Source organism: Venatorbacter sp. C2-1, from assembly GCF_022832715.1.
Classification (GTDB): domain Bacteria; phylum Pseudomonadota; class Gammaproteobacteria; order Pseudomonadales; family Oceanobacteraceae; genus Venatoribacter; species Venatoribacter alkanivorans.
In genome coordinates this window covers 3,919,609-3,936,454 of sequence record NZ_CP094879.1, presented here as the reverse complement: position 1 = coordinate 3,936,454, position 16,846 = coordinate 3,919,609, and the positions used below count along the sequence as shown (strand labels likewise).

The 16,846-nt window shown below is 53.4% G+C and carries 19 protein-coding genes and 1 riboswitch; of the genes, 6 read left to right on the top strand and 13 right to left on the bottom strand.

Annotated features, from left to right (window positions below):
• Positions 1 to 33 precede the first annotated feature (33 nt).
• Positions 34 to 2,454: a xylulose 5-phosphate 3-epimerase gene (locus MT343_RS17735; RefSeq protein WP_225691038.1), complete on the top strand. Its 2,421-nt coding sequence runs from the start codon at positions 34 to 36 to the stop codon at positions 2,452 to 2,454.
• Here MT343_RS17735 and moaE read toward each other — a convergent pair.
• The 7 genes from moaE to MT343_RS17700 all read right to left on the bottom strand — a co-directional run bounded on the left by moaE (position 2,449) and on the right by MT343_RS17700 (position 7,031).
• Positions 2,449 to 2,916: a molybdopterin synthase catalytic subunit MoaE gene (moaE, locus tag MT343_RS17730; RefSeq protein ID WP_145467970.1), complete on the bottom strand. Its 468-nt coding sequence runs from the start codon at positions 2,914 to 2,916 to the stop codon at positions 2,449 to 2,451. The two genes, MT343_RS17735 and moaE, sit on opposite strands and share 6 nt — an antisense overlap.
• Before the next feature lies 1 nt (position 2,917).
• Positions 2,918 to 3,163 (bottom strand): MoaD/ThiS family protein, encoded by a 246-nt coding sequence (locus MT343_RS17725; RefSeq protein WP_145467972.1) that lies wholly within the window; start codon positions 3,161 to 3,163, stop codon positions 2,918 to 2,920.
• Positions 3,156 to 3,644 (bottom strand): cyclic pyranopterin monophosphate synthase MoaC, encoded by a 489-nt coding sequence (moaC, locus tag MT343_RS17720; protein WP_145467974.1) that lies wholly within the window; start codon positions 3,642 to 3,644, stop codon positions 3,156 to 3,158. Before moaC ends, MT343_RS17725 begins: the two co-directional genes overlap by 8 nt.
• Positions 3,645 to 3,670: 26 nt before the next feature.
• A complete protein-coding gene (gene moaB / locus MT343_RS17715) occupies positions 3,671 to 4,207 on the bottom strand; it encodes a molybdenum cofactor biosynthesis protein B (protein WP_145467976.1) in 537 nt (178 codons plus the stop codon).
• A 1-nt stretch (position 4,208) separates the two neighbouring features.
• On the bottom strand, positions 4,209 to 4,748 hold the full coding sequence (mobA, locus tag MT343_RS17710) for a molybdenum cofactor guanylyltransferase (RefSeq protein ID WP_145467977.1): 540 nt from the start codon (positions 4,746 to 4,748) through the stop codon (positions 4,209 to 4,211).
• A gap of 3 nt (positions 4,749 to 4,751) precedes the next feature.
• Entirely contained in the window at positions 4,752 to 5,723 is a 972-nt protein-coding gene (moaA, locus tag MT343_RS17705) for a GTP 3',8-cyclase MoaA (protein WP_145467979.1), read from the bottom strand.
• Positions 5,712 to 5,859: riboswitch (molybdenum cofactor riboswitch) on the bottom strand. It overlaps the preceding gene by 12 nt.
• A gap of 53 nt (positions 5,860 to 5,912) precedes the next feature.
• Complete coding sequence (locus MT343_RS17700; protein ID WP_145467981.1) at positions 5,913 to 7,031, bottom strand: NAD-binding protein; 1,119 nt, start codon at positions 7,029 to 7,031, stop codon at positions 5,913 to 5,915.
• Between the two features lie 171 nt (positions 7,032 to 7,202).
• On the opposite strand from MT343_RS17700, the gene narL reads away from it, so the two are divergent.
• Genes narL through MT343_RS17685 form a run of 3 tightly spaced genes read left to right on the top strand, consistent with a single transcriptional unit; the run spans position 7,203 to position 9,842 of the window.
• Positions 7,203 to 7,859: a two-component system response regulator NarL gene (gene narL, locus MT343_RS17695; protein ID WP_145467983.1), complete on the top strand. Its 657-nt coding sequence runs from the start codon at positions 7,203 to 7,205 to the stop codon at positions 7,857 to 7,859.
• A gap of 2 nt (positions 7,860 to 7,861) precedes the next feature.
• A complete protein-coding gene (gene moeA / locus MT343_RS17690) occupies positions 7,862 to 9,088 on the top strand; it encodes a molybdopterin molybdotransferase MoeA (RefSeq protein WP_145467984.1) in 1,227 nt (408 codons plus the stop codon).
• 4 nt (positions 9,089 to 9,092) lie between these two features.
• On the top strand, positions 9,093 to 9,842 hold the full coding sequence (locus MT343_RS17685) for a HesA/MoeB/ThiF family protein (protein ID WP_145467986.1): 750 nt from the start codon (positions 9,093 to 9,095) through the stop codon (positions 9,840 to 9,842).
• A 15-nt stretch (positions 9,843 to 9,857) separates the two neighbouring features.
• Here MT343_RS17685 and norR read toward each other — a convergent pair whose 3' ends face one another.
• Positions 9,858 to 11,402, bottom strand: a complete 1,545-nt coding sequence (norR, locus tag MT343_RS17680) for a nitric oxide reductase transcriptional regulator NorR (RefSeq protein WP_145467988.1) — start codon at positions 11,400 to 11,402, stop codon at positions 9,858 to 9,860.
• A gap of 181 nt (positions 11,403 to 11,583) precedes the next feature.
• Between norR and ytfE the strand changes: the two genes are divergently transcribed.
• Together ytfE and mog are read left to right on the top strand one after the other, a co-directional pair.
• Positions 11,584 to 12,279, top strand: coding sequence for an iron-sulfur cluster repair protein YtfE (gene ytfE, locus MT343_RS17675; protein WP_145467990.1), 696 nt, complete (start codon positions 11,584 to 11,586; stop codon positions 12,277 to 12,279).
• Between the two features lie 178 nt (positions 12,280 to 12,457).
• Positions 12,458 to 12,991 (top strand): molybdopterin adenylyltransferase, encoded by a 534-nt coding sequence (gene mog, locus MT343_RS17670; RefSeq protein ID WP_145467992.1) that lies wholly within the window; start codon positions 12,458 to 12,460, stop codon positions 12,989 to 12,991.
• A gap of 81 nt (positions 12,992 to 13,072) precedes the next feature.
• On the opposite strand, the gene tatA is transcribed toward mog, so the two are convergent.
• The 5 genes from tatA to MT343_RS17645 are packed head-to-tail and all read right to left on the bottom strand — an operon-like array spanning position 13,073 to position 16,797.
• Positions 13,073 to 13,228 (bottom strand): twin-arginine translocase TatA/TatE family subunit, encoded by a 156-nt coding sequence (tatA, locus tag MT343_RS17665; RefSeq protein WP_145467994.1) that lies wholly within the window; start codon positions 13,226 to 13,228, stop codon positions 13,073 to 13,075.
• 13 nt (positions 13,229 to 13,241) lie between these two features.
• Entirely contained in the window at positions 13,242 to 13,790 is a 549-nt protein-coding gene (locus MT343_RS17660; RefSeq protein WP_145467996.1) for a nitrous oxide reductase accessory protein NosL, read from the bottom strand.
• 19 nt (positions 13,791 to 13,809) lie between these two features.
• Complete coding sequence (locus tag MT343_RS17655; RefSeq protein WP_145467998.1) at positions 13,810 to 14,640, bottom strand: ABC transporter permease; 831 nt, start codon at positions 14,638 to 14,640, stop codon at positions 13,810 to 13,812.
• Positions 14,637 to 15,551 (bottom strand): ABC transporter ATP-binding protein, encoded by a 915-nt coding sequence (locus MT343_RS17650; protein ID WP_145468000.1) that lies wholly within the window; start codon positions 15,549 to 15,551, stop codon positions 14,637 to 14,639. Before MT343_RS17650 ends, MT343_RS17655 begins: the two co-directional genes overlap by 4 nt.
• A gap of 1 nt (position 15,552) precedes the next feature.
• A complete protein-coding gene (locus MT343_RS17645) occupies positions 15,553 to 16,797 on the bottom strand; it encodes a nitrous oxide reductase family maturation protein NosD (RefSeq protein ID WP_145468002.1) in 1,245 nt (414 codons plus the stop codon).
• Positions 16,798 to 16,846: the final 49 nt, after the last annotated feature.

Below are 16,846 nucleotides of genomic sequence, written 5' to 3'. Positions count from 1 at the left end.
CGTTTCATCAGAGACTCCTGACACGGAGTTGCTATGACGCTTAATTTATACCAGCAAACCAGTCACCCGATGACTCCGGAATATCTGGATCATGAAGCGCAGAATCTGCGCGATCAGAATCCGGAACTGGCGCTCTGGGCTGCCGGTCTGGGAGTGATTGAACACCGCCCGGCTACTCAGATTCAGGCACACCTGATGGCTGAGTCATTGCTGCAAAAAGGACTTATTGCTGATACCGGATATTTTTTTCAGCGTTTGCGTGCTCTGGATTGCCTGACCCAGCAGGCGATGTGGCTGGTGGTGCATATGACCTATGCCCGCCGAGTCTATACCGATGGCCGTAATCTCACGCCTCAGGATTTTAAAACCCACCCACGCGGACATACCGGCGGCGCTCTGAATATGGTGCCGGCCTATGCCGGTTTGCTGGCGTTAAATCATTTTACCGGCCAGCCGCGGGATTGGCTGATGGGGCAGGGCCACTGTGTTGCTGCCATTGATGCTTTGCAATTGCTGACCGGCACCGCAGCATCTGAACGCCGTCAGCAGTATCCATTAAATGATGAAGGCCTGAGTCGCTTTGTCGCCGATTGTTATGACACCCGCCTCGATAATACCGGGCAGCGGATATCAACACTGGGCGCTCACGTTAACGTGCATACAGCCGGTGCGCGAATGGAGGGTGGTTATCTGGGCTTTGCCGGAATGCAATATGCGCATATGCCGCTGCCGGGAGAGCGTCTGGTCGCTTTTTTAAGTGACGGAGCCTTTGAAGAACAGCGCGGTACCGACTGGGCCGCGCGCTGGTGGCGTGGAGAAGACACCGGCCTGATTGCGCCGGTAATGATTGCCAATGGCCGGCGTATTGATCAGCGCACGACCATTGCCCAACAGGGTGGCTGCAGCTGGTTTGTCAGTCATTTACGTAATCAGGGCTTTGCGCCTTTTGTGATTGATGGGCGGGACCCTGCGGCCTTTATGTGCGCCATTTATTATATGGAAATTCAGCTGTCCCAGGCGTTTGAACGTATCCGTCAGGGCGAGGCGCAATATCCGGTTGCCTTGCCTTACTGTATTGCTGAAACGGTAAAAGGGTTTGGCTTTCCTGCGGCCGGCACTGGCGCCGCGTATGGTTTGCCGCTGGGAGCCTATCCGGCAGAAAATCCGGAAGCGCTGGCCTTTTTTCATCGGGGAGCAAAAGCATTATTGCAACCGGATGCGCAATGGCGCGAAGCCGCTTCTTTATTGGGGCAACCTAAACAAAAAAGTACGCCTATGCTGGCCGTTAATTGCCCTGAACCGGAATGGGCTGACCGGCGGGAATCCGCTATGGCGGCTATCGATCGTTATTTTATTGAATTAACCGAAGTTAATCCGCGCTTGCGGGTCCGGGTTGGTAATCCTGATGAGCTGCGTGGCAATGGTATGAGCCAGACGCTGGATCAGTTTCGTCACCGCGTTACCCGTCCGGAAATTACCGCCGCAGAAGCTATCGATGGCTGTGTTATTACGGCTTTGAATGAAGAGGCCGTTGTCAGTGCCTGTCTGGCGAATCAGGCGGGTATTAATCTGGTCGTTGCCTATGAAGCCTTTGCCATAAAAATGCTGTGTGCTTTGCGGCAGGCCATTATTTTTTCACGCCAACAAAAAGAAGCGGGGGATGCAGCAGGCTGGCTTGGCTTTCCGGTTGTGACCACCTCGTTGATCTGGGAAAACGGCGAGCATGATCAGAGCCATCAGGACTCCAGTTTATCGGAAGGACTGATGCTTAAAATGGCCGATATGGCACGGGTAGTATTTCCTGCTGATGCCAACAGTGCGATGGCCTGTCTGCGCACCTGCTATGGCGATTTGGGGGTGGTCTGGAATCTGGTGGTTACGCGCAGTGTGATGCCACAGTTTTTTTCTGCCCGGCAAGCTACCCAACTGGTTCAGGATGGTGCTGTCTGTCTGCGCGGACATTGCGGCGCTGAATTGCAGCTGGTTGCCTGCGGTGCCGTGCAACTGCAGCAAATGCTGAAAGCCTCCGACCGCTTACGTCAGCAGCGTGTAGCGCATTCACTGATTTATTTATTAGAGCCTGGACGTTTCCGTCAGGCGCGCGACCGTTGGGAAAAATCAGCGCTGGCTGATCCGGCGGTTGTGCGCGCATTGTTTCCTGCCAGAGTGCGTTACCGGGTTTTTCTCACCCATGGCCGGGCTGAGGTGCTGCTGGCAACCTGCCGGCAACTGGATCTGGGCGCGCAACGAACCCGGGCATTGGGGTATATCAACCGTGGCGGCACACTGGATACTCAGTCGCTGTTATTTGTAAACGGCTGCACCTGGGCTCATGCTCTGGCAGCACTGGCAGAATTATGTGGTCAGAAACCAACGCTGTGGCTGACCGAAGAGGAGTGGCGGGCGATTGATGGACGCGGTAATCCCTACCATGTTATTCCTGAGCCTTTATGATTCCGGCGACGACCAGCGCTGAGCGGCCTGGTTGTCACTGTCTTTTGCTTCCACCCAATAGCCGGCTGCTGTTGTCTGTTCTTTTTTCCAGAACGGCGCGCGGGTTTTCAGAAAATCCATAATAAATTCACAGGCGCGGAAAGCGGCTTCGCGGTGAGCGCTGCTGACCAGTACCAGCACAATCTGCTCGTTAACGCTTAATTTACCAATGCGATGAATAATGGTGATATTGCCGAGGGGCCAGCGTTGCCGTGCCTGTTCGGTGATCTGCAATAATGATTTTTCGGTCATGCCCGGATAGTGCTCCAGCGTCATGCTTAATAACGAGTCGCCGGCCAGCTCGCGAACACTGCCGATAAAACTGACGATGGCTCCGCAGCCAGCCTGATTACCCAGCGCTGCGTATTCGTCGGCCAGATTAAAATCTTCCTGCTGCACTGTTATCCGGGTTAAATGTTCCATATCAGCCACCGGTCACCGGAGGGAAAAAAGCAATTTCATCACCGGCAGTAATTGCTTCGTCAGGTGTACACAGTTGCTGATTACGGGCACAGAGCAGATCGGGCCTGGCCAGTGCTGAGTCCCAGTTCTCTCCCTGGGCGCGTAATTCCTGTATTAAACCGGCAATACTTCTGGCTTCGCTTTGCCAGTTAAGTTGCCCGCAACCAAGGGTTTCGCGCAGGGCGGCAAAAAAAACAATATTAAACATGATCAGATTCTCCGCTACGCAGCCAGTGGCCGCTTTTACCGCCTTGCTTTTCCTGCAGGCGGATATCACTGATGACCATGGCCGGATCAACCGCTTTGCACATATCGTAAATGGTCAGGGCTGCAACGGATGCCGCCGTGAGCGCTTCCATCTCCACGCCGGTCTGGCCGTGCAGACGGCACAGGGTCGTGATATGAATTTCCTGTTCTGAAAGAACAAAATCTACGCTGACTTTGCTCAGGGCCAGTGGATGGCAAAGCGGAATTAAATCGCTGGTACGTTTGGCCGCCATAATGCCGGCGATGCGTGCCGTTGCCAGTACGTCACCTTTTTTAATTTCAGCCTGCTGAATACGGGCGATAACATCCGGGCGGGTGATGATTCTGGCGCTGGCATAAGCGCTGCGCAGACTGCTTTCCTTGGCCGACACATCGACCATGTGAGCATGACCGTGCTGATCAATATGGGTCAGATCTGACATACAAATTCTCCAGGGTCTGTTAGTGCCTAACGACAGGCATTAACAGGGCTGTTTTTAACATGGGCAACGAAATTACATGGCCCGGTGCGGCTGTCCAGCTGTGGTTCGATCAGCGCTTCCCAGGCCTGGCGGCAGGCGCCGCCAGAACCGGGAACAGAAAAAATAAGGGTTTTATTGGCAATCCCGGCCAGTGCCCGGGATTGCATACTGCTGCTGCCAATATCGGTAAAACTTAACTGCCGGAATTGCTCGCCGAAGCCCTCGACCTCTGCATCAAATAAAGGGCGGATGGCTTCTGGCGTGCAGTTGCCCTCAGAGAAACCGGTGCCGCCATTAATAATAATGACCTGAATATCCTGGCTGGCGATCCAGTCGCTGATGCAGGCGCGAATGTCATAACGGTTATGCTTTAACAGGGCGCGGGCGCGGATTGTGTGGCCGCTTTCCTGAGCCAGTGCCAGCAGCAGATTGCCACTGCTGTCTTCGGCCGGAGTGCGATGATCCGACAGCGTCAGAATGGCAATGTTTAAGCGGAAAAATTCTTTGCTGGTATGTTTACTCATATTAATGACCGCCTTGCGAAGCATGGCAGGCCAGCTGCCAGTCTTCGGGAGTATTTGTATTCAGCAACAGCTGTGGTGATGGGCAGGGAATTGCTCTGGCCGCACAATAAGACAGCAGGGCACCAACAGAACGCCGTCCTTTTTCATGCAGTTGTTTTGCAATATAAGACTGTAAATCGCTGCTGTTATGCAGCACGCAGGGCAGATAATGATCTTTAAAGAAAACCGGCTGTTCCTGTGAATGACGTATCAGAGTGCGCAAAAGTGCTGCCGTCATCCAGGGCATGTCGACAGCCAGTACCAGTACACGCTCATGTTTGCAGAATGGCAGCAGAGTATGCAGACCAGACAGGGGCCCATGCCCTGCCTGCTGGTCGGGAGTGCCCAGTTGCGGATGGCTGAGCTGAATATCGTCACAACCCGCCTGTTGCAGCCGTACCTGCTGCAACAGCCATAGCGGCAGGCCGTTCATCGGCAACTGCGCTTTATCGGTCCCCATACGTGAAGAGCGTCCACCGGCAAGAATAATGGCACTGAACATATCTCACCCCCCGATCATGGCCAGATGACGGGTCTGGCCACTGCGTTGCTGATGCAGATAGTGGCTTTCTTCTTTTCCGCCAATGGCCCGCTGTAAAAATGCTTCGACCGGTGCGGGGTCGTCGCTTTGCAACAGCTCACGCAGACTTTGATGCTCGTCGGCAAATAAGCAGAGAAATAATTCCCCTTTACTGGATACGCGCAGGCGATTGCAGCTGCTGCAGAAGTCTTTACTGTAAGGCATGATAAGTCCGACCCGGCCAGCATAATCCGGATGGGCATATTCCAGCGCCGGACCATCGGTGGTTGCCTTAGGCTGCAGTTGCCAGCCATCCTCGGTCAGCTGCTGACGGATAAATTCACCGCTTAAATGCTGTTCCTGATAGAAACCGGCATTATCGTTGGTCCGCATTAATTCAATAAAACGCAGTGATACAGGCCGGTCTTTTATAAAACGCAAAAAGCCAGGAAGAGAATGGGTATTGTGCTGGCGTAATAAGACGGTGTTCAGTTTTACTTTCTGAAAATTCAGCTGCAGGGCCTGATCGATCCCCTGCAAAATATAATGCAGACGATCGGCCCCGGTTATGCGTGAAAAAATAGCAGGGTCAAGGCTGTCGACGCTGATGTTCAGGGCATCCAGTCCGGCTTTTTTCCAGCCGGATATTTCTTTCTGCAGATTGTAGCCATTGGTGGTCAGGGCAACCTGTTCTATACCCGGTACTGATTTGCATAAGCTGATAATTTCGCTGAGATCGCGGCGCAGTGCCGGCTCTCCTCCGGTCAGGCGAACCTTACGGGTACCCAGACGGGCGAAGGCGGTCAGCAGGCGGCGGACTTCATGGATATTCAGATCAGACTCAGCTGTATCACAATCATTACCTTCTGGCAGGCAGTAGGTACAACGGAAATTACAGCGTTCAGTCAGCGACAGGCGCAGGTAAGTAAAGCGCCGGGCAAAACGGTCGGTCAGCATAAGACACCTTTCCAAGCATGGGAGGAAGCTGGGTTTCCCCTGAATCCCGGTGGCAGTATTGCCACGGCTGAGCTGCCATAACTCACCGATGAGGGGAGTGAGCGTTAGGCAGATCAGCTCGGCGTCAGTTGAATATAGCGGTATGAGGGGGCTGCTACTATCCGCTTCCCGGGATAGTGACATGCCTCTTTATGGGTAGGTCACTGCAGCCTGATGTCCGCTGAAAAGCAGCTGATCCCGGCAGTAACGGATGTCCCGGTGTGTCAGCATCATATCCGCAAGGGTTTCGCTGCCGCGCACATCACCGGCAAGAATAAAACCGATAATGCGATCTCCGGCAATGATGATCTTGCGGTAGATGCCACACTCCGGAATATGCATCGTGAGGCACTGATTGTTCTTTTCGGCGTTCAGGCTTCCGGCATAATGAATGGCGAATTTATTGACCGAAATCCGGTGTGGCAGATCTGGTTTGCCAAGCCAGAGTTCCCGCAATAACGAAAACTGATCGGAATGCTCGTTCGTTTTTCTCCAGCAGCGGGAGGCAAACATATTAAGAATTGATTCAGGCGGTGTGAAATGATCTCCGCCATCGGGCAGATCCAGACTGTCAGTTGAAGAGATTTTTATGTTCCGGGTTTGTATCTGAGCATGACGGATTTCTTTATTTCTGCTGCTCAGCGGCATGTAAATTACAGGTATTGTTTTGGGGATGGTGTTTTTTTCTTCAGGCAGAATTATTTTAACGCCAGAGTTTTTTATCTCTCTGTAAATCAGCCGCTGAATATGTTTGTCAAACCCGGGGTTTATAAGGGCGGCTTTGTCGGCAACCAGGTATGCCGGAAATCCTGCACGGGCAACACTGGTTGCATATTGGATTGCCAGTTCAGAGCTGCCGATGATGGTTATACCGCCGGATTTCTGTAAATGGTTCTGGGCGAGCTGAATATTTTCAGGTGTGTGCAGTGGAATATACAGACTCCGGTCACCGGCCGTTTTCAGTACCGATACATGCCTGGCATCAGGGCGTGTATCGACGACGGCAGCATAATTTATGTCGGGTTCTGTATGGCGGCAGATATAGCGGATTTTCCGTGCGTGATACCACTCCGGCGGAGTTTCCATTTCTGCTATCGGCAATATACCGGCAAGCAGCTGAGGAAGGCAGTGACGGGGGAAATACCGGTGGTCGGATTGTGACAGCAGGTGAATATGGCTGAAACAATTACTGGCTGAGAGTTTGTCCTGCAGCCGGTGTGAAGTGTTGTTGTCGCCGATGATAAGAATGTTTTTATTATTTCCCGCCATGTCGAATGCCTCTGACCTGACGGTGATATTGGGCCGGATACTATGCACAGGCAATACTAAAGAACGCATACCTCATAAAGGGTATAACGATTTTCACCCGATTTAATCTCAATTGACTTTGATTGGGTGCGCCTTAGTATGGAACGATAATCAGCGAAAACGGTTAAAAAAATGGATAGCAAAAAATCGACAATCATGTTGGTTGATGATCATCCCCTGTTGCGTAAAGGATTAAAGCAGCTGCTTGCATTTGAGGATGACCTTGAGGTTATCGCCGAAGCCAGCAGCGGTGCAGAAGCAATTGATCTTGCTGTTGAAGATGAGCCGGATCTTATTATTCTGGATCTTCATATGCAGGGTATGGATGGTCTGCAGACACTGACTAAATTACGCGACCGGGGCATTACCTCCAGAATCGTTATGCTTACTGTCTCGGATGCTGATGACGATGTGCTTACCGCCATTGGTCAGGGAGCTGATGGTTATCTGCTGAAAGATACCGACCCGGATATGCTGCTGGAGCAGATTAAGCAGGCTGTCGGCGGCAAAATGGTGTTGAGTGAAGCGGTGACCAAGGTTCTGGCTGCTGCTATTCGCCGTCCGGCGGTGCGTCCTGCATCTGAACTGGATGCCCTGACCGGACGTGAAGTTGAAATTCTGGAATGCATTGCCAAGGGGATGAGCAACAAAGTTATTGCCCGCGAGCTGGATATTTCCGACGGTACGGTCAAGGTTCATGTGAAGCATTTGCTGAAAAAGCTCGGACTGCGCTCCCGTGTGGAAGCGGCGGTCTGGATGGTGAACCAGCAGGGTGAAGATAAGGGGTGAGTATGCAGTCTGTCGCCGATGCTGTTGCCGGGATGCTGGCGGCGACATCCGGATATGCCCTGGGTGAAGAGATTGTCGCTCTGCAGCAACTGGACGGACGCATTCTGGCAAAACCTCTTTATGCACCGGAAACCGTGCCGGCGTTTGATAACTCGGCGATGGATGGCTATGCGCTGCACAGCCGCGATGCAGAGCTGCTCTGCAGCACCGGTTTAACGCTGGCTGGTGCGGCACTGGCGGGGCATCCCTTCCGTGGTGTGCTGCAACCGGGACAGGCGTTACGGATTATGACCGGCGCTGAAATGCCGGCCGGCGCCGATACCGTCATCATGCAGGAAGATGTGCAGGTCGATGTGCAGGCAGATAGCGAGCGTATTGTTTCGCAGGTACCACTCCACCCCGGCAGCCATGTGCGTCATGCCGGCGAAGACATCCGTCGCGGTGAGGTAATGCTGGCCGCCGGACAACGTTTAACTCCGCTGCATATTGGCTTATTAGCCAGCGTCGGTCTGGCGCAGGCTGAGGTCTTCCGTAAATTACGGGTTGCCCTGTTCTCGAGTGGCGATGAATTATGCCAGCCGGGCGACTCCCGCCAGGCACACCAGATTTATGACAGTAATCGCTTTGCTTTACGGGCGATGCTGGAGCGTATGCCGATTGAAATTATCCACTTTGCCTGGCTGCCGGATACCCTTGAGGCCATGCGCTCTGCCATTGCTGCAGCAGCACAGGAAGCCGACGTTATTATCACCAGCGCCGGTGTTTCAGTCGGTGATGCCGATTATACCCGTCAGGTGCTGGATGAACTGGGCGAGGTTAATTTCTGGCGGGTTGCCATGAAGCCGGGGAAACCTTTCGCTTTCGGACGCGTAAAAAACAGCTGGTTTTTTGGTCTGCCGGGCAATCCGGTATCGGCCATCGTAACCCTGGATCAACTGGCTCAGCCGGTATTGCGCCAGTTGTGTGGCGAACGTGTTCAGGCGGCACTGCCGCTGCTGGCAACCGCTGCTGAAGCCTTCAGAAAACAACCGGGAAGGCAGGACTTTCAGCGCATCCGTCTGGACTCTGAAGCGGGTGTTTTAACGGCCTCGCCGTGTGGCAGTCAGGGTTCTGGCCTGTTGCATGGTTTTGCTAATGCTCAGGGGTATGCCGTACTTGAAGCGGAGCGCGGTCATGTCGCGCCGGGCGAGCAGGTTCGTGTAATGCCTTTGGGTACATTATTGAATTAACACCATGAACGACGAACAACTGCTGCGTTACAGCCGGCATATTTTCCTCCCCCAGATTGATATCGATGGCCAGCTGGCCCTGTGTGACAGCCATGTTCTGGTGATTGGTCTGGGCGGTTTGGGCGCGGCCGCTTTACCCTATCTGGCGGCGAGCGGTATCGGGCAGCTGACGCTGGTGGATGATGATCGTGTTGAGCTCAGCAATCTGCCACGCCAGATTATTCATCCGCAGGATCGGGTGGGAATGAGCAAAGCCGAGTCTGCCGCGGCAACCGTGATGCAGCTGAATCATGATGTGCGGGTGCATACCGAAATCCGCCGCGCAGATGCTGCCTGGCTTGAGCAGGTTTTACCGCAGTTTTCTCTGGTGCTGGATTGCACCGACGAGCCTCTGGTCCGTTACGCCCTCAATAAAGCGGCGCTGAAACACCGGATTCCCTGGGTCAGTGCAGCCGCTGTCGCCATGAACGGTCAGCTGACGGTGTTTGATCCGCGCCGGGCCGACAGCCCCTGTTACCGTTGCCTGTATCCGGATGTGCAGCCGGACCAGCGTAATTGCAGTGAGAGTGGCGTGCTGTCGCCTCTGGTAGGAGTTATCGGTACGTTACAGGCGGTGGAAGCCCTGAAGCTGCTGAGCGCGGCTGGTGAGTCTCTGTGTGGGCGGCTGCTGTCGTTTGATGCCCGTGCCAGCCGCTTTCATGAATGGCGGATTACCCGCCGCCCGGACTGTGCCGATTGCGCTGCTCAGTCCTGAGTAAAGCGGTACGGTTTATTTAAGCCCGAGCTTCTGTGCCAGCTTGTGCAGATTACTCGGGTCCATACCCAGAGCCCGTGCGGTTTTGCTCCAGCTGCCTTGCTGTTGCTGCAGTTCGTGCAGAACCAGAGTCTGCTGAAAGTATTTAACAGCTTCTTTCATCTGCATCCCCTGCACCGCTTTCAGTAATGAATCACTGCTGTCTTCGCCTGTTGCGTGTGCATGGTGACGGGAGGTCGGCAGCTCAAGATCCAGTGAACGGCAATCCAGAGTCACAATATCGTGCCGTTGTGCTCCCCGGCTCAGCGCTTTGATGGCTGCACGGCTGATAACATGCTCCAGCTCACGGATATTGCCGGGCCATGGATAGGTCTGCAGTGCTGCCTCGGCATCGGCCGATAAGCGCAGGCTGCGCAACCCTAAGCGGGTGCGGTTTAATTCCAGAAAATGCCCGGCCAGCAGAGGAATGTCCTGCCCGCGCTCACGCAGGGGAGGAATCGGGATAGGATAAACAGACAGGCGATGATACAGATCGGCCCGGAATGCGCCTTCGGTAATCTGCTCTTTCAGGTTGCGGTTGGTCGCAGCCAGAATACGGACATCCACATGGCGGGTCTTATCGCTGCCCAGTCTTTGTATTTCACCATTCTGCAAAACCCTCAGCAGTTTGGCCTGTACCGGCAGCGGTAATTCACCGACCTCATCAAGAAAGAGTGTGCTCTTATCTGCGGTTTCAAACCGCCCGGCGCGGTCACTGGTAGCACCGGAAAATGCGCCTTTAACATGGCCGAATAATTCACTTTCAGCGAGGTGTTCCGGCAGTGCCGCACAGTTGATGTATACCATTGGCCGTGCGGCGCGTGCTGACAGCCGGTGTGTGTAGCTGGCAAAGATTTCTTTACCAACACCGGTTTCTCCCAGCAGCAGTACCGGCAGGTCGGAGGCCGCAACCACTTCAAGTTCTTTTTTAATCTGACGGATGGCACTGCTGTTGCCAATAATTTCATTGTCGGCTTCGGTGCCAATGGCGATATTGCCGGCACCATCCAGCCGGACACGGCGCAGACCGCGTATTTCTTCTTCCAGCATGCTGATACGGATGGCCGTTTCCAGTACCGGGCGATAGCTGTCCAGCTCGTCAATGCGGCTCTGATCAAAGGTGCCCGGAGTCAGAGAGTCGAGGGTCAGGGCGCCCCAGCGCTCACCGTTCAGCCAGAGGCTGGTTCCCATGCAGTCATGCACCGGCAATGCTTCCCCCGGCTGAGTCTCCAGCAGGCCATCATAGGGATCGGGTAACGGGCTGTCTGGCGGAAAGCGCAGGGCATGGCTGGTGGTCATAACGGCCGACAGGCGTGGGTGCTGAGCCAGACTGAATTTACGGCCATGCGCTTCGGTAACCAGACCGGAGACGGCGACAGGCCGCAGATATTCACCCTGCAGGCGCAGCAGAGCGACAGCGCCACAGTTAAAGCTGGTGCGGATACTTTTAACGATATGGTCAAAGCGTTCGCCGGCCGGCATATCTTTGATGAGTTCCGTAAGCAGCTGTTGTCCGGGCATGAGAGGTCTCTGTGTTGGTATGTGCTTGGTGGTATTTACCAAAGTGTAGATTTTACAGGGAATATCCGGGTTATTTATACCCACCCTCTGTTGACCGGCAGCAAGTATGCGCTCTGGCGGCTGGCCTGCATCTTGCTGATCACTTCTGTTGAATCAAAACCTTTATATATCAGGAGAGTTTATGGAAATTCTGAATCGTTCTCTGAGTGATATTGCCACAACCATTCCCGGTGCTTCTGCTTTGTTACGTCAGCTGGATATTAATTTCTGCAATCAGGGCATGGTGAGCTTGCAGCAGGCACTGGAACATAAGGGACTTGATCCGGAAGAGGTGGCGGCCGGTCTGGCTGAACTTGAAATGACCGAACACCATCATGATGATCCCGCCATTGATTGGGGCAAAGAACCCCGCATGAAACTGATCGGTCACATCCTGGAGCGTTACCATGCCCGCCATCGTGAGCAGTTACCGGAGCTGATCTTCCTGGCTGCCAAAGTTGAACGGGTGCACAGCGATTCCGCCAACTGTCCGTCCGGACTGGCTGATCTGTTGCGCGATATGAGTCATGAGCTGGAAAGCCATATGATGAAAGAGGAGCAGATCCTGTTTCCGATGCTGGCCGGGGGAATTTATCCGAATGGCCCGATTAATGTGATGCAGGATGAGCACCTGGAACATCTGGAAGCCATTAACCGCTTGTGCAGTCTGACCAATAATATGAAAGTTCCGGCCGGTGCCTGTAACAGCTGGCGCTCGCTGTATCTGGGCCTGCAGACGCTGGTGGACGATCTTATGCGGCACATTACGCTGGAAAATTATTTTCTGTTTGTACCACCTAAAGCAACGTCTTCAGACTGCTGCGGCAGCTGCCAGTAATATAAAACCTGCGAGGGGCCGGTGCGAGCTGGCCCAGTCTTCGTACGGATTGCTCAGTGATTTAAGAAACGCCTTTATTGTTCACATCAGGTTTCCGCATAACAATAACTGATAGCGGCGGTATATCGTTGTATATTTACCCCTGTTACTGAATTTCCGGAAAACTTCAGGAGTTATCATGCAGAAAAAAATCCGTATCGGCATTCTGACGGTCAGCGACAGAGCCAGTGCCGGTATTTATGAAGATATTTCGGGTCAGGCTATCCGTGAAACATTAACGGAATATTTATCCGGTGAGTGGGAAGCGGTTTATCGTCTGATCGCCGATGAGCGTCCACAGATTGAAGAAACACTGTGTGAGCTGGTGGATGAGGAAAAATGCTGTCTGGTAATTACTACCGGAGGAACAGGGCCCGCTCTGCGTGATGTGACGCCGGAGGCAACCGAGGCGGTCTGTGATCGTATGATGCCGGGGTTCGGTGAGCTGATGCGTATGGAGTCTCTGAAGTATGTGCCTACCGCCATTCTTTCACGGCAGACTGCCGGACTCAGAAAACAATCATTAATTATTAATCTGCCGGGCAAGCCGAAAGCAATACGCCAGTGTCTGGATGCGGTATTTCCCGCTGTACCTTACTGTATTGATCTTATGGATGGGCCCTATCTGGAATGTAATCCGGAGGTCATCAGTATTTTCCGTCCGGCGAGCTGATTATTTTCTGTTTTTTGTGCCGGCATAGCAGCTTTTTATTTATTTTCAGAAGCTGCCTGCCGGCATCCGGACAGGCCTGGATTATTGCTCGTTATCTTCTGGCTGTTTATTGGCGGCTTTACGAAAATCCCGGATCGCACCACCAATATCACCTCCCAGAGAGCGCAGCCGTTTACTGCCAAATAATACGATTACAATCAGCAGTACGATCAGTAACTGCCATGGACTTATTCCCATAATACGTACCGCCTTAATGGTGCATGCTGTGATCTTCGGAATGGTTTTCGCCCATCATTTGCTGATGCTGCAGCAGGGCTTCTTTCAGCTGCTCGAATGTCATCACGCTGGTTTGTCTGTCAGAGGCAAACAATGCTGCACTTTCCTTATTGGCAAAGCTGGCGATTGGCGTGCCCATTGAGCCTGCCATATCGGGGGCTACAACGTAAAACGCCTGCATGGCATTAATCAGATGTGCATCATCCGGTCTGTTCCAGTCGCTGCGGCTCATATCGTGAACGTATAACGTCATTTGCTGAACCTGATTTTCAGGCTGTAACCACCAGTGCAGCATCTCGGCGGATGAGCAGAATTTTCTGGTTGCACCATTGCCCGATATCGCTTCGCCTTTGGGACCGGGAAAGCGGGTGATGGCCATGCCGCACACGTGGCATTCATCTGACGAGTGAAAGGCTACCGGTGAATGTGTGGTGGTTTCGCTGTTGGTTGGCTGGCTGCAGCCTGCCAGTAATGCGCTGAATATCAGGGCAGCAACAGAAATGATGGAGTGTACTTTTTTCATGAACTTATCCTTTATAACGTTAAATCGCACGACGACGTAAGGCGAAATGAGCAATACCCAGGCTGGCAATCAACCAGATAAATAATGAGAACCACAATCCCGGATTTGTGATGGGCAAATCCCGCCCCAAAGCCATAACACCATTCATAGCGCTGCCGTCGCCAAGACCGGACAGATTTATTTGCCGGAATATATCGGTGGGATTAAGCAGTAAAAGCCATGGCAGAAGGTCAGGGTTGAGCTGCCCTTTACTGAAGACCAGCAGTGCCAGCAGACTGAGATCAAACACCAGCACAAACAGAAACCACACGCCAAGAGCGAGGCCGGCCGCGGTCGATTTTTCGCTGGCTTTGCTGCTGAGAAAATAAGCCAAAGCAAGGAATACCCAGCCCAGTAACGTGGCTGAAAAAATAAACCGTGAGAACGATTGAATCAGAAGCCAGATATCCAGATCGCTGACCAATAATGCAATGGCGACGGCGGCACTGCCAAAACCAATAGAGGTGGCGAGCGCAAGAATCAGCCCGTGACCGATAAATTTCCCCAGCAGTAACTGCCCGCGACTGAGCGGGTAGGTCAGCAATAACAACAGGGTTCCGCCTTCTTCTTCACCCACGATGGCATCGTAAGCAAGCAGCAGAGCAATCAGCGGAACCAGAAATGTTGCCAGGCTGGCCAGACTGGCAATGGTTGCCGGAATGGAACTGAAACCCACCTGGCCGGCGGCGGCTGAGCCAAGCCAGGCAATGCCCGCAGCGAGAATGGCAAACAGCAGACTGATGGCCAGCAGCCAGCGGTTACGCAGGCCATCATTCAGCTCTTTAATGGCGATATTCCAGACTTGCATCATTGCGATTTCTCCTGTGCCGGAACGACCGCAAAATGGCGGTACAGATCGTCGAGGGACGGCGGGCTGACCTCCAGATCGGCGGCTTCGCTGCTGTTTATCAGGGTGTTAAGTAACTCCCGGCGGGCGCCGTTGTGCGTTAAAACTTCGAGAGCATCGCGGCCAATACAGCGGGAATCGAAGCCGAGGCCGGATAACCGGGTTTGCCAGTGCTCCGGTTCCGAGAGGCTGCCAAGGCGAATGCGCGTAGGCAGTGCTACCTGACGGCGTAATTCACTCAGGGTACCGACAGCCTGTAACTGACCACCGGCAAGAATGGCGGCGCGGCTGATATAAGGTTCAACACCGGGTAACACGTGAGAGCAGAGAATAATGCCGGTACCGTTCTGACGCAGCTCGTTCAGTAATTGATAAAGTTCCTGCGTGGCTACCGGGTCCAGACCGACGGTCGGCTCGTCCAGTAATAACAGACGTGGATTTGCCAGCAGCGCCTGAGCCAGACCCAACCGCTGACGCATACCTTTGGAATAGGTTTTTACTTTACGTGTAGCGGCATGGGTCAGCCCGACTTTTTCCAGTAATTCTCCGATCTGATGATGAGCTGCACCTTTCAGGCGGGCAAAATAAGTCAGTGTTTCCTCTCCGCTTAATTGCGGATAAAACATAACGTTTTCCGGCAGATAACCAAGCCGCTTACGGACTTCGGTATGATCCGGAGTATTGCCAAATACCTGAACATGGCCGCTGCCGGGCGCGAGCAGGCCGAGGATCATTTTCATGGTGGTTGTTTTGCCGGCACCGTTATGGCCGAACAAACCAAGTACTTCACCTTCTGCCAGATGCAGAGAAAGGTTTTTTATAACCTCCATCCGGCCATAAGCAAGACTGACATTCTGCAGTTCTACCAGGTTCATTTTAAGGGGCCTCTGTCAGCGGTGGGCGCATCAGGGGAAAGCTGTCCCGTACGCCGGGGGATTTAACGACCGGAAACGCTTGCTGTACCCAGCGCAGTAATTCAATGGCCGGGCTGTTCAGTAATAAACGCATTTGTGGATAAAGCCACAGTAAGCGGTCGATATTGTCGTTTGGTTCGTAAATCAGATCGCCGATGTCATCGACATTCCGGTCCCAGCCAAGATAATCGCTCCAGTAATTTCCGCGGCCATTTTCAGACCACTCCTGAGTTCGGGTTGCGACATATTTAACTTGCTGTTGATTAGCGATAAAGGCATTGCCAAAGATTTTATTGTCTTCAGAGCCGGCGGTAAGGTGAATACCCATCACGCTGTCGGCAAAGTAGTTGTGGCTGATGGTGTTGAATACGGAGTTGTAGATAAACAAGGCTTTGCCTTCAGCTCCCTGAATCATACTGTCGCCGGTGCTGCCGCTGATCACCCCCTGCACTCTGTTGTTGCTGATGGTGGAGTAGGTGATGTAGTTCATCAGAATGCCGTAGTTCTGATCGTCTTCAGACAGATTATTGCGTACATCCAGATTACGGCTCTGCATCAGGGCATAACCGGTGCGGGTGCGGCGGGTTGTGTTGTTATGCACCACATTGTTATTGGAAAACATATAGTGAATTCCGTAGCGCAGGTCTTCCAGCACGTTACCGGTCAGCGTGTTGTGGTTGGAGGTGTCGATGTAGATGCCATCCCGGGTGTGGCGGATAACGTTGTCGGTCACACTGGCCTGACGGACAGAAAACAGATGAATGCCATTGCCACGGTCCTGTGAGCGCACAGTGTCATCGCCGCTGATCTGATTGCCGTGGATTTCAATATGCTGGCTGGTATCGGCCCAGATGCCGAATCCGGCCCCTTGCAGATGATTATTCAGCAGACGTACATGGTCGGCCCGGGCAGCAACAAATATGGCTGAATCCAGATCGGTGAGGTTACGTCCCCAGTTAATAATATGGCAGCCTTCAAGGCTGACTTCGGCGGCGGTAATTTTCACCGCATGGCCCTGCGCCCCGGCGTCGATGACAGCGTTGGCTGCACAGCGGATGTGGCCGGGCTGATCAATCAGAAAATTCCCCTGATAGTGACCGGCGGGTAAAACCAGAATATCCCCCTGCGGTTGCAGCGGTAATGACTGGTACTGGGCCTGCGCACCGGCACTGGCCAGCAGCAGTAAAAAAAAGACAGAAAGGATCATAATGTCCCGCAGTTGTGGAGGGGCGGCGGGCATCACGGCCCGCCGCCAG